Annotated in this window: 13 protein-coding genes; 7 read left to right on the top strand and 6 right to left on the bottom strand. The window is 73.3% G+C overall.

From position 1 onward, the window contains the following. Together MPTA5024_RS33295 and MPTA5024_RS33290 are read right to left on the bottom strand one after the other, a co-directional pair. Positions 1–961: glycosyltransferase family 2 protein (locus tag MPTA5024_RS33295; protein ID WP_084370202.1), on the bottom strand; the 961-nt coding region annotated here is incomplete at its 3' end. Next, positions 958–2,598: a carbamoyltransferase family protein gene (locus MPTA5024_RS33290; RefSeq protein WP_036331682.1), complete on the bottom strand. Its 1,641-nt coding sequence runs from the start codon at positions 2,596–2,598 to the stop codon at positions 958–960. The genes MPTA5024_RS33290 and MPTA5024_RS33295, both read right to left, overlap by 4 nt. A gap of 127 nt (positions 2,599–2,725) precedes the next feature. On the opposite strand from MPTA5024_RS33290, the gene MPTA5024_RS33285 reads away from it, so the two are divergent. Together MPTA5024_RS33285 and MPTA5024_RS33280 are read left to right on the top strand one after the other, a co-directional pair. Further along, the gene (locus MPTA5024_RS33285; RefSeq protein WP_332310656.1) at positions 2,726–3,388 is read left to right on the top strand and encodes an HAD family hydrolase; all 663 of its coding nucleotides are present in this window, start codon (positions 2,726–2,728) and stop codon (positions 3,386–3,388) included. 48 nt (positions 3,389–3,436) lie between these two features. Continuing rightward, positions 3,437–4,390: a glycosyltransferase gene (locus MPTA5024_RS33280; protein WP_036331680.1), complete on the top strand. Its 954-nt coding sequence runs from the start codon at positions 3,437–3,439 to the stop codon at positions 4,388–4,390. Here the strand turns inward: MPTA5024_RS33280 and MPTA5024_RS33275 are convergent. After that, entirely contained in the window at positions 4,344–4,943 is a 600-nt protein-coding gene (locus MPTA5024_RS33275; protein ID WP_036331678.1) for a VanZ family protein, read from the bottom strand. The two genes, MPTA5024_RS33280 and MPTA5024_RS33275, sit on opposite strands and share 47 nt — an antisense overlap. 202 nt (positions 4,944–5,145) lie before the next feature. Here MPTA5024_RS33275 and MPTA5024_RS33270 point away from each other — a divergent pair, with 202 nt between their 5' ends. Continuing rightward, positions 5,146–5,910: an SDR family NAD(P)-dependent oxidoreductase gene (locus MPTA5024_RS33270; protein WP_036331677.1), complete on the top strand. Its 765-nt coding sequence runs from the start codon at positions 5,146–5,148 to the stop codon at positions 5,908–5,910. A 43-nt stretch (positions 5,911–5,953) separates the two neighbouring features. On the opposite strand, the gene MPTA5024_RS33265 is transcribed toward MPTA5024_RS33270, so the two are convergent. Next, positions 5,954–6,877 carry a quinone oxidoreductase family protein gene (locus MPTA5024_RS33265; RefSeq protein ID WP_036332131.1) on the bottom strand — a complete coding sequence of 308 codons (924 nt, stop codon included), beginning with the start codon at positions 6,875–6,877 and terminating at the stop codon, positions 5,954–5,956. A gap of 88 nt (positions 6,878–6,965) precedes the next feature. Here MPTA5024_RS33265 and MPTA5024_RS33260 point away from each other — a divergent pair, with 88 nt between their 5' ends. Beyond that, positions 6,966–7,403 carry a MarR family winged helix-turn-helix transcriptional regulator gene (locus MPTA5024_RS33260; RefSeq protein ID WP_036331675.1) on the top strand — a complete coding sequence of 146 codons (438 nt, stop codon included), beginning with the start codon at positions 6,966–6,968 and terminating at the stop codon, positions 7,401–7,403. Between the two features lie 41 nt (positions 7,404–7,444). Here the strand turns inward: MPTA5024_RS33260 and MPTA5024_RS33255 are convergent, their stop codons facing one another. Continuing rightward, entirely contained in the window at positions 7,445–8,221 is a 777-nt protein-coding gene (locus tag MPTA5024_RS33255; protein WP_036331673.1) for an SDR family oxidoreductase, read from the bottom strand. Positions 8,222–8,332: 111 nt separating this feature from the next. Between MPTA5024_RS33255 and MPTA5024_RS33250 the strand changes: the two genes are divergently transcribed. The 3 genes from MPTA5024_RS33250 (at position 8,333) to MPTA5024_RS33240 (ending at position 10,816) form a co-directional block, all read left to right on the top strand. Beyond that, entirely contained in the window at positions 8,333–9,184 is an 852-nt protein-coding gene (locus MPTA5024_RS33250; RefSeq protein ID WP_036331672.1) for a helix-turn-helix transcriptional regulator, read from the top strand. Between the two features lie 141 nt (positions 9,185–9,325). Beyond that, entirely contained in the window at positions 9,326–9,832 is a 507-nt protein-coding gene (locus tag MPTA5024_RS33245; protein WP_036331670.1) for a DinB family protein, read from the top strand. Between the two features lie 186 nt (positions 9,833–10,018). Beyond that, positions 10,019–10,816 (top strand): alpha/beta fold hydrolase, encoded by a 798-nt coding sequence (locus MPTA5024_RS33240; protein ID WP_051458959.1) that lies wholly within the window; start codon positions 10,019–10,021, stop codon positions 10,814–10,816. Between the two features lie 44 nt (positions 10,817–10,860). On the opposite strand, the gene MPTA5024_RS33235 is transcribed toward MPTA5024_RS33240, so the two are convergent. After that, a partial coding sequence (locus tag MPTA5024_RS33235) for a sensor histidine kinase (RefSeq protein WP_198167538.1) occupies positions 10,861–11,264 on the bottom strand: 404 nt, incomplete at its 5' end.

The raw sequence follows: 11,264 nt of genomic DNA, 5'->3' as shown, positions 1-11,264 counted from the left end.
CCGCCGCTCCGGCCGCCGCGCCCAGCGCCCGGCGGCCGGGGCCGGACCGGGCCGTCAAGGCCGCCGCCGCGGACAGGCCGAGGGCCAGGACCGCGGCGCCCGTCGTCAGGGCGTGCCGCCGGAGCCTCCCGGGAGCGCCGCCGATGGCGTCCCGCCAGCCCGGGCCGTGCACCCGGCGCATCAGCGCGTCGTCGGCGTTGCCCCGCTGGAGCCGCACGCTCGACCAGAACCCGCCGGGGCGGACGGGGTGCCGTGTCAGCCGCTCACCCCTGACCAGGGAGAAGCCCGCCGCCTCGACCCGTAACGCGAGGTCGCAGTCTTCCCGGTAGGCCGCAGGGAACCGCTCGTCGAAACCGCCCGCCGCCTCCAGGGCCGACCTGCGGTAGGCCATGTCGGCGGTGATCCACCGGGCGCCGGCGAGGCCGGCGGTGTTGCGCTCGGCGTCGGTCGGGCGGCGGTCGCCGGGCAGCGGCACCTCCAGCCGCGCCTGGGTGCCGCCCACCGTCGCCGGCAGGTCCGCCAGGTCGCGGGCGAGCGCCTCCACCCATCCGGGCCCGGGGACGACGTCGTCGTCCAGGAACGCCACCCAGGGCGTCGTCGCGGCGCGCCAGCCGACGTTGCGCGCCGCCGCCGGCCCGCGTCCGCCGGATCGCAGGACCCGGACGCGCGCGGGCACGGCCAGGGGCTCCGGCTCGCCGGTCCGGTCGTCCACCACGACGATCTCCGGACCGGGCCCGATCGCGGCGAGCGTCGCGGCCAGGCTGGGCCGCCCGATCGTCGGGATCACGACGGTCACGGCGGGCCCGGCGCCCTTCCGCGCCGTACGGCTCCGGGCCGCGGCCGTCGCGGACGCCTTCCCGCGGGCCTTCGCCTGCGTGGCGCGGGGCGTGGTCTCCGCCGTGGCGCCGGGAGCGGCGGCGGTCGTGCGGCGGCGCTCGCCGCCGGGTGTCGGTCTGGTCATCCGGCGAACACCGCCCCTCTGCGCACCAGGTACGGGCCGAGCACGAGCACGTCGACGGGCGCGGAGCCGAAGCACTCCAGCGCGTCGCGCGGGTCGTCGACCATGGGACGGCCCGCGGTGTTGAGGCTGGTGTTGACCACCACGGGCAGCCCGGTCCGCGCCTCGAACTCCTCCAGCAGCCGCGCGAGCAGCGGGTCCCGCCCGCGCTCGACGGTCTGGATGCGCGCGGTCCCGTCCACGTGCACGACCGCGGGGATGCGCTCGCGCCACTCGGGCCGCACGTCGTGGACGAACAGCATGTACGGGCTCGGCACCGGGCCCCTGCCGAAGATCTCGGGGGCGCGCTCGGCCCGCACCATCGGGGCGATGGGACGGAACTGCTCGCGGCCCTTGACGTCGTTCAGCCGCTCGGTGTTGCCCGGCCTGCCGGGGTGCGCGAGCAGCGACCGGCGGCCGAGCGCCCGGGGGCCGTACTCGGCCCGTCCCTGGAACCAGGCCACGATCCGGTCGGCGGCGAGCTCGGCGGCCACGGCCGCGGCCAGGTCCACCGGCCGCTCGTACGGCACCTTGGCCACGTCCAGCCAGGCGGCCAGCTCCTCGTCGCTCCACCCGCGGCCGAGGTCGGCGCCGGGCATCGGGACGACGGGGTCGCCGTGCGCCCTGGCCAGGTGCAGCGCGCCCCCGAGGGCGGTGCCGGAGTCGCCCGCCGCCGGCTGCACCCACACGTCCTCGAACGGACCCTCGTGGAACAGGCGGGTGTTGGCCACGCAGTTGAGCGCCACGCCGCCGGCCATGGTCAGGTGGCGGGCGCCGGTCCGGTCGTGCAGCCAGCGGACCAGGTCCAGCAGGACCTCCTCCAGGCGGGTCTGGACGCTCGCGGCCAGGTCGGCGTGGTCGGCCGTCCACGCCTCGCCCTTCGACAGCGCCTTGGCGTAGACGCTCCAGTCGATCGGCTCGACGCGGAACCCCCCGTCGCCCGTCGGGTGGACGAGCTCGCGCAGCTCCTTGAGGAAGCGGGGGCGCCCGTAGGAGGCCATGGCCATGACCTTGTACTCGTCGCTCGACCTGAGGAAGCCGAGGTGCTGGGTGAGGTCCTCGTACATGAGTCCCAGCGAGTGGGGAAGCTCCTGAGTGGCCAGGACGGTCAGCTCGCCGTCCTGGTAGTGCCCGGCGAGGTGGGAGACCGCCTCGCCCCGCCCGTCGCAGACGAGGACGGCCGACTCCCGGAACGGCGCGGCGAGACCGGCGGACGCCGCGTGGGCGACGTGGTGGGGGACGAAGCTCACCTGGGCGGGGTCGAGCCCGGGAAGCGCGGTGGCGAGGAAGTTGGGGGCGCGATGGGCGTAGGTGGTGCGCAGGTCCTCCCAGCGGTCGTCGAGCCCGGCCTGCCCGGGGCGGACGAGCCGGGGGTCGAACGAGTAGGCGACCCCGTCCAGGTCCTCCGGGCGGAGCCCGGACTGCTCCAGGCACCAGGCGGCCGCCATCTCGGGCAGCTCCCAGGCGGAGAACGGCACCGGACGTTTGCCGTGCTTGCGGCGGCTGAACCGCTCCTCCTCGGCGGCCGCGACCACCTCTCCGTCCACGACCAGCGCGGCGGCTGGATCATGGAATATCGCGTTTATCCCCAGGAATCGCATCGGTTTACCTCCGTTGCGCGGTGGGTGTCTGGTTACCGAGAGAAGCGCTTCTAAACACCGCTTTGCGGAGAACTCGACGTGAGCGGGGAGTGAACTCAGAAATCATCACTGTGAGTAGTCATTGCCCGTGTTTGCGACCGTGAGGCCCGGGTGGCCCGGGGGGCGGTTCACGCAGGAGGACGTATTGCCACGCCATTCGCGCCGCCCCGCCGCAGTGCTCTTCGACCGTGACGGAACGCTCATTCGTGACGTTCCATACAACAGTGATCCAAACCTGGTCGAACCGGTCCCGGGTGCCCGCCGGGCGCTCGACCGCCTGCGCCGGGCCGGCCTCCCGATGGGGATCGTGAGCAACCAGTCGGGGGTGGCCAAGGGGATCATCAGCCCGGAGGCGCTGGGCGAGGTGAACGCCCGGGTGGAGGAGCTTCTCGGTCCGTTCGACGTGTGGGCCGTGTGCCCGCACGACGACGGCGACGGCTGCGAGTGCCGCAAGCCCGCCCCCGGGCTCGTGGTGCGCGCCGCGCGGACGCTGGGCGTGGCGCCGGGCGACTGCGTGGTGATCGGCGACATCGGGCGCGACGTCGCGGCCGCACATGCGGCCGGTGCGCGGGCGATCCTCGTACCGACGGCCGTGACGCTGCCCGAGGAGGTGGCCGCCGCCCCCGAGGTGGCGCCCGACCTGGGCGCGGCCGTGGACATGGTGCTGGACGGCGCCGGCGTGGGCACCCCTCGCGAGGGGGATGAAGGCGGGTTGGCGGGGCAGGGGGGTGGGGCCGACGGGGCGGCGTGAGGGACCGCGGGAAGGCCGACCGATCGACGGACGGGGAGCGATGATCTGATGCGAATTCTGGTCTGGCACGTGCACGGCTCGTGGACCACCTCCTTCGTGCAGGGGGGCCACGACTACCTGGTTCCGCTGACGCCCGACCGCGGGCCCGACGGACGCGGGCGGGCCCGCACCTACCCATGGCCGGAGAACGTGCGCGAGGTGCCGTTCGACCGGCTCGCGGGCGAGGAGGTCGACGTGGTCGTCTACCAGCGACCGCACGAGGTCGACCTGGCCCGGGAGTGGCTCGGCCGGACCGTGCCCGGCGTGTACGTCGAGCACAACACCCCGGCGGGCGACGTCCCGAAGACCCGGCACCCGCTGGCCCACCGCGGGGACATCCCGCTCGTCCACGTCACCCACTTCAACGACCTGTTCTGGGACTCCGGGCACGCCCCCACCCATGTGATCGAGCACGGCGTGGTCGACCCGGGCCACCTCTACACCGGCGAGCTCCCGCACGCGGGCGTGGTCGTCAACGAGCCGATCCGCAGGTGGCGCGTCGCCGGCACCGACCTGCTGCCCACGTTCGCCGCCGCCGCGCCGCTCGACGTTTACGGCATGGGGGTGACCGGGCTGCCCACGACCCTGGGCCTCACCGACCGGGTCCAGGCGTACGAGGACGCGCCGCAGGCCGAGATGCACGCCGGGCTCGCGCGCCGGCGCGTCTACCTGCACCCCTACCGCTGGACCTCGCTGGGCCTGTCGCTCATCGAGGCCATGATGATCGGCATGCCGGTCGTGGCGCTGGCGACCACCGAGGCCGTGGAGGCCGTGCCGCCGGAGGCCGGCGTCGTGTCCACCAAGATCACATCACTCGTCCGGGCGCTCGACGCGTACGCCTCCGACCCCGAGCTCGCCGCCCAGGCGGGCAAGGCCGCCCGGGCCGCGGCGCTCGCCCGCTACGACATCCGCCGGTTCACGGCCGACTGGGACCGGCTGCTCGGCGAGATCGCCGCCGGCTGACCTCCCGGTCCTCGGCGGGGGCACCGCGAGGGCCGGGAGGCCGGGCCCACCACCTCCGCGTGGCGAGCGCCGCGAGCACCGCGCCCGCCGTGTTGAGGATCACGTCGTCCACCGAGCTCACCCGCCCGATCCGGAGGGCGTATTGGAGGATCTCGACGGTGAGCGAGGCCGTGGCCGCGACGGCGGCCACGGCGGTGAGCGAGGCGAAGCGCGGCGAGCGGACGGGAAGCGCCGCGCCGAGCGCCGCGAAGACCAGGAGGTTGCCCCCGATCTGCACGAACGCCGCCACCGGGGACATCGACACGATCTGGTCCGCCAGGTCGACCAGCGGGACGAGGTCCACGCCCCGCGCCGTCCCCGGCGTGAGGATCATCCAGATCCAGGGGGCCGTACCGGCCACGACGGCGACGTCCGCGAACGCCGTTCGCCGGGGAGCGGGATGTCCCGCGCGGCGGCGGTGGCCCGCGAGGAGGAACGCGGCGAGAGCCGCCACGGGAAGGGCCAGGACGGCCGCGACGACGACATGTCCCCACGCGTTCCACGTCTCGTGCATCCGATCATGATGGCAGGCCCCCGGCAGCCCTCACCGGCGTGACGAGCGTCACGGCCGCCCGACAGGCCATGTGATTGACACGTCAATTACCGATTTGATTGACTCGTCAAGTACTAGCGAGGGGCTCCATCACGAGGCCGCGCCACGGACCTGGACGCGCGGAGCCACCCAGACGACCACGGACTGGACCAGGAGAGATCCCATGGGAACGCTTGACGAGAAGGTAGTGCTGATCACCGGCAGCGGAGGCGGCCTGGGCCGCGTCGCCGGGCAGGTCTTCGCCCGGGAGGGCGCGAAGATCGTCGGGCTCGACATCAACCCCCGCACCAACGACGAGACGGTCGGGCTCGTCCGCGCCGCGGGCGGCGAGATGACGGGCTTCGCGCCGGTCGACCTCACCGAACCGGAACAGGTACGGCGGGCCGTCGACGACGCGGCGGCCGTCTACGGCGGGCTCGACGTGATCTACAACAACGCCGCCCTGGTCCGTTTCGGCCCGATGCCCGACGTCTCTATCGAGGACTGGCGGGCGACCCTGACCGGCGAGCTCGACATCCCCTTCTTCGTGTCGAAGTTCGCCTGGCCGCACCTGGTCCGGCGCGGCGGCGGCGTCATCGTCAACGTCGCCTCCATCGCCGGCATGATCGGCGGCGCCGTCCCCCCGATGGTCGCCCACAGCGCGGCGAACGCCGGCATCATCGGCATGACGCGGCAACTCGCGCTCGAAGGCGCCCCCCACGGCATCCGCGTGGTGGCGATCAGCCCCGGACCCACCCTCACCCCGCTCAGCGACCGCGACCTCGGCGACGACCAGGCGGCCCGGGACGCGATCACCGCCAAGACGCTCCTCAAGCGCTTCGCCCGGCCCGAGGAGGTCGTCGAGCTGGCGGCGTTCCTCGCCTCCGACCGCGCGGGGTACATCACGGGCGCCAACTACCCCGTCGACGGCGGCTCCACCGCCTGGTAGCGCGCACCGGGCGACCGCGCCGGCCGGCACGGCGCAGCTCGTCTCAGGGCACCAGGACGACCTTGCCGAGGTTGCGACGGGACTCGATGATCTCGTGGGCGCGGGCCGCCTCGGCGAGCGGGATCTCGGCGAACACGTGGGGCCGCAGCGTGCCGCAGCGGTGGAGTTCCCACAGCTCGTCACGCCAGCGCGCGTACAGCTCCGGCCTGCCCCGCGCGATGGCCGCCAGCTGGAAGCCGATGACGGAGGCGCTGCGGACCAGCAGCTCGTACGCGTCGACCGCACCGCCGCCCGAGCTGAAGGCGACCAGCCGGCCGCCGGGCGCGAGGGCGCGCACCGCGGGGCCGAGGACGTCTCCGCCCACCCCGTCGACGACGACGTCGACCGGATCGCCCCAGGATCCGTCCCCGTACAGGACAACCTCGTCGGCGCCGAGGGCCCGGACGAACTCCGCCTTGTCCGCGCTGCCGACGGCCGCGACCACACGGGAGGCGCCGCCCGCCTTCGCGTACTGCAGTGCGAGGGTGCCGACCGCACTGGCCGCCGCGGTGACCAGGACGGCTTCGCCGGGGCGGGGGCGTCCGGCCTCGTAGGCCCCGCGCGCCACCAGGCCGCTGCGGACCAGGGCCACGGCGTCGACGCCGGTCGTCCCGTCGGGAACGGCGGAGGCCATCGCCTCGTGGATCAGGGCCAGCTCGGCGTAGGCGTGGGAGAAGCAGAGACCGGTGACGCGGTCGCCCTCGGCGAAGCCGGCGACGCCCGCGCCCACGGCGGCGACCGTTCCCGCCACCTCGCCGCCGAGCGGGACCGGCTCCGCGGACTCACGCACCTTCCGTACGGCCGGCAGCGTGACGCCGACCGCTTCGGCGCGGACGAGCAGCTCGCCCGGCCCGGGCTCCGGAACGGGCGCCTCCTCGACGAAGAGAACCTCGGGGCCGCCGCCGACCTCGTAGCGGACACGACGCACGGACGTCTCCAATCCATTGGGATCACCAACGACCTCAGCGTAGAGAGAAGTCATTGGGAAGTCCAATGAATTTGGATACCCTGCCTCCGTGACCGAACGCCCGCGCGCACTGGCGCACATCCAGTCCCTGCCGAGCTGGCTGGCCGGCCGCGTGGCGGAGCGCGGCCGGAGCCTGGTCGCCGAGGCGATCGCCGGCGAGGGGCTGAAGCTGTCGCATCACGCCGTGCTCGCGGCGGTGAGCGAGTACGGCCCGGTCGCCCAGGCGGATGTGGTGCGCAGGCTGGGCTTCGACCCGAAGGACGTGGTCATCCTGCTCAACCAGCTGGAGGAGGCCGGGCTGGCGATACGGGAGCCCGACCCGCGGGACCGCCGCAAGAACGCCGTGACGGTGACGCCGGCAGGCGCGCGGACCCTGGAGCGGTGCGCGGAGCTGGCGGAGCGGGCCAACGCCGAGCTCCTGGCGCCGCTCAGCGCGGCCGAAGGCCGGCAGCTGATGGAGCTGCTAACTCGGGTGTACCAGGCCTGACCACGTACGACCGGCGCCCGGACGGCCGCCCCGGGGATCCCTTACGCGTGGGGCTGCCTGCCGTGGGGGTCGGACGCGTTGAGCGTCTCGACGACCTGGTCGTAGTCGCCGCGCGCCTCGCCGTAGCGCAGGAACTTCACCCGCTCGACCTGGATCTCCTTCGCGTCGGGCTGGGTCCTGAGCAGCTCGACGGCCTCGGCCACGAACTCGTCGAGCGGCATCGCGAACTCGCTGTTCTCCTGGCCGGGCAGCAGCGAGGTGCGGACGGACGGAGGCTCGAGCTCCACGATCTTCACGGTCGTGTCGGCGAGCTGCAGCCGGATCGACTCGCTGAGCATGTGGATCGCGGCCTTCGACGCGTTGTAGCTCGGCGTGACCTTGAGCGGCGTGAACGCCAGGCCCGAGGAGACGGTGACGACGGTGGCGTCCGGCCGCGTCCGCAGGTGCTCGATGAACGCGGCGATGAGACGGATCGGGCCGAGCACGTTGGTCGTGATGACCTCCTCGGCGGAGGCGAGGAACGACTCGGGACTGTGCCAGTCCTCGACGCGCATGATGCCGGCCATCGTGACCAGGACGTTGAGGTCCGGGTGCCTGGCCAGCACCTCCTTCGCGGCGGACTCGATGCCGGCGGCGTCGGCCGTGTCGATCCGCACGGTGTCGATGCCGGGGTGCTCCGCGGCGATCCGATCCAGCAGTTCGGTACGCCGGCCGCCGACGATGACCGTGTTGCCCCTGGCGCTCAGTTCGACCGCGAGGGCGAGGCCGATGCCGCTGGTGGAACCCGGGATGAAGATGGTGTTGCCGGAGATTTTCATGCCTCCAGGGTGGGCGGCGCACGGCGGCGGGTGCAGAGAGCGCTTATCGGGGGATCGGCGATCCCTGGTTCGCGGTCGTCGGACCCCGGCCGCGGAGCGGATACTGAACGCATGGACCGCAGCGCACTCGCCGACTTCCTGCGCCGGCGCCGGGAGGCGCTGCGGCCGGAGGACGTGGGGCTCCCCATGGGCGCCCGCCGACGGGCGCCGGGCCTGCGGCGCGAGGAGGTGGCGGCCCTCGCCGCCATGTCGACCGACTACTACACGCGGCTCGAGCAGCGGCGCGGTCCGCAGCCCAGCGAGCAGATGCTCGCGTCGCTCGCCCGCGCGCTGCGGCTGACCGGCGACGAGCGTGACTACCTGTTCCGGGTGGCGGGGCACAACGCCCCGGCGCCGGTGACCGCCGCGACGCACGTCGCCCCCGCGCTGCTGCGGGTGCTCGACCGCCTCGACGACACCCCGGCGCTCATCCTCTCCAACCTGGGCGAGACGCTGGTGCAGAACCGGATGGCCGACGCCCTGTTCGGCGACAGGTCCGGCCACACGGGCCTCGCCCGCAGCGGGATCTACCGCTGGTTCACCGACCCCTCCGAACGGCTGTGCTACCCGGAGGACGACCGCGACAGGCAGAGCCGCGCCCAGGTGGCGAACCTGCGGGTCGCCTACGGATCGATGGGCCCGCGGTCCCGGGCCGGTGAGCTCGTACGGGCGCTGCAGAAGGCGAGCACGGAGTTCGCCGAGCTGTGGGACCGGCACGAGGTGGCCAAGCGCTTCGAGGACCACAAGACGCTCATCCATCCCGAGCTCGGCGCGATCGAGCTGGACTGCCAGGTGCTGTTCACCGAGGACCAGTCTCAGTCGCTGCTCGTGCTCACCGCTCCCCCGCGCACCGAGGGCCACGAGAAGCTGCGGCTGCTCGCGGTGCTGGGACACGAGCGCTTCGCCGAGACCGGACGCGGCTAGAGCCTGTCCGGCGGATCATGCCGGGCGGCCTGTCGGCGCTGAACCGCTGTGGCGACCTGCCGGACAAGAACCGGGTGGAGCAGGGCGGGTTTGTCGATAATCGACTCGACATCGGCCGCGGTAATCGGGGAAGCTCGCGCGATGACCAGAATCGACGACACGCCGCCCGCGTGGGACGAGCGCACCCAGCTCACCACGTTCCTCGACTACGCACGTGACACCGCCCGCGCCAAGTGCGACGGCGTCTCCGCGGAGAACGCGCGCAAGGCGCTCCTGCCGGGCTCACCGCTGATGACCATGTGCGGAGTGATCAACCACCTCCGCTGGGTCGAGTACTACTGGTTTCAAGTGGTCTTCCTCGGCGAGGAAGACCGGGGCCCCTGGACCGAGGAGGACCCCGACCGCGAGATGCGCATCGCGGTCGACTTCCCGCTCACGCAGTTGCTCGGCGAATACGTCGAACAGAGCGCCCGCTACCGCGAACTGGTCGCCGGGAACGGCCTGGACACGCAGGCCCAGCGAGCCGTCCGCGACGGCCTCCACGTCGACCTGCGTTGGATCCTCCTCCACCTCATCGAGGAGACGGCCCGCCATAACGGTCATCTGGACATCCTGCGCGAGATGCTCGACGGCACGACCGGCGACTAGATCCGGCGGCCGGCTACGCCGGTGAGCCCGAAGCCTTCGTCCCGCAGGCTGCGCGCGGTCCTCGCCGATGCCGGCTGACGAGCACCTGGGGCTGTAGGAGGTCACGTACGTCCTGAGCGTGGCCGCGCCGCCCTGTCCGCCGCTTCCGCGTAGGCTTTCCGGCATCGGGCACGAGTGGGGGTTCCCATGCGCGGCGAGCGGCTGGACAACGGCCTGTCCGTGGTGACCGCCGGGGACGGCCCGCCCTTGGTGTTCCTGCCCGGTCTCGGCCAGGGCGCCGACCTGTCGAAGGAGGTCCCCCGCTCACTGGCCAGGTCGGCCCGGGCCGTCGCGCTCGGGTCGGGCCGCACGGTGCACCTGATCTGCCGTCCCGTGGACATGCGCTCCGGCACCTCCATCGCCGAACTGGCCGGATGGCACGCCCTCGCGCTCCGGGAGCGGTTCGGGAAGCCGGTCGACGTCATGGGCGTCTCCGGCGGAGGGATCACCGCCCTCCAGCTCGCGATGGACCACGCCGACGTCGTGCACCGCCTCGTCGTCAGCGTCGCCGCGAGCCGGGTCAGCGACCGGGGACGACGCGACCTGCTGCGCGGCGTCGAGCTGGAACGACAGGGAAGGTCCTTCGCGTGGCTCGGCAGCGGCCTCGTGGCGCACGGCCCGCTGCGGCTGATCGTGGCGGCCGTCTACGCGCGGGGCGGCGGCGATGAGCGGGCCCCCGGCGAGGTCGCGCTCATCGAGGCCGTCCAGGACTGGGACGTGACGGAACGGCTCGGCGAGATCGCCGCACGCACGCTCGTCGTCGGCGGCACCCGCGACCCGCTCATCCCACCCGAGCTCGCCCGAGCTACCGCGCGCGGCATTCCGGGCGCCCGCCTCCTCCTGCTCCGCGGCCGAGGACACGCGACGACTCTGCTCGACCCCCGCGCCATGCGGGCCACGAAAGCCTTCCTCGACGAACCGGGCACCGCGAACCCGAGCCCCTGACCGACGACGCCCCGGGTGTCCGCCATGGTCGGCGACCTCTCCTCCTAGGCAGTGAGTGGGAGGCGGAGGACGAAGCGGGCGCCGGTGGGGTGGTCGGCGGCGTACAGGTCACCGCCGTGGACCCGCGCGATTTCGCGTGCGATGGGCAGGCCGAGCCCGGAGCCGCCGGGGTCCTTGCGACGGGCATCGTCCAGGCGGCAGAGCCGTTCGAAGATTCTTTCGCGGTCGGCTGGCGCGATGCCGGGACCGTCGTCGATGACTTCGAGCACCGCATGGGGCGAGTCCGCGGCGACGACGACCTCGATCGTCGTGGTGGTATGCCGTTCGGCGTTGGCCATCAGGTTCCCCAGAAGCCGGGCCAGCCGGACCCGGCAGGCGGTCACCACGACCTCTGAATCGATCCGGGCGTGGACGGAAGCGGCCATGCGGCGGCGTTCCAGCTCCTCGG

Origin of the sequence: Microbispora sp. ATCC PTA-5024, assembly GCF_000511135.2 — a bacterium.
GTDB classification, from domain to species: domain Bacteria; phylum Actinomycetota; class Actinomycetes; order Streptosporangiales; family Streptosporangiaceae; genus Microbispora; species Microbispora corallina.
This window is presented reverse-complemented; position numbering and strand designations above follow the sequence as displayed.

Coding starts and splice junctions, on each gene's coding strand:
- MPTA5024_RS33290 (WP_036331682.1), bottom strand. CDS start 2,598: ATGCGATTCCTGGGGATAAACGCGATATTCCATGATCCAGCCGCCGCG.
- MPTA5024_RS33280 (WP_036331680.1), top strand. CDS start 3,437: ATGCGAATTCTGGTCTGGCACGTGCACGGCTCGTGGACCACCTCCTTC.
- MPTA5024_RS33275 (WP_036331678.1), bottom strand. CDS start 4,943: ATGCACGAGACGTGGAACGCGTGGGGACATGTCGTCGTCGCGGCCGTC.
- MPTA5024_RS33270 (WP_036331677.1), top strand. CDS start 5,146: ATGGGAACGCTTGACGAGAAGGTAGTGCTGATCACCGGCAGCGGAGGC.
- MPTA5024_RS33255 (WP_036331673.1), bottom strand. CDS start 8,221: ATGAAAATCTCCGGCAACACCATCTTCATCCCGGGTTCCACCAGCGGC.
- MPTA5024_RS33250 (WP_036331672.1), top strand. CDS start 8,333: ATGGACCGCAGCGCACTCGCCGACTTCCTGCGCCGGCGCCGGGAGGCG.
- MPTA5024_RS33245 (WP_036331670.1), top strand. CDS start 9,326: ATGACCAGAATCGACGACACGCCGCCCGCGTGGGACGAGCGCACCCAG.
- MPTA5024_RS33240 (WP_051458959.1), top strand. CDS start 10,019: ATGCGCGGCGAGCGGCTGGACAACGGCCTGTCCGTGGTGACCGCCGGG.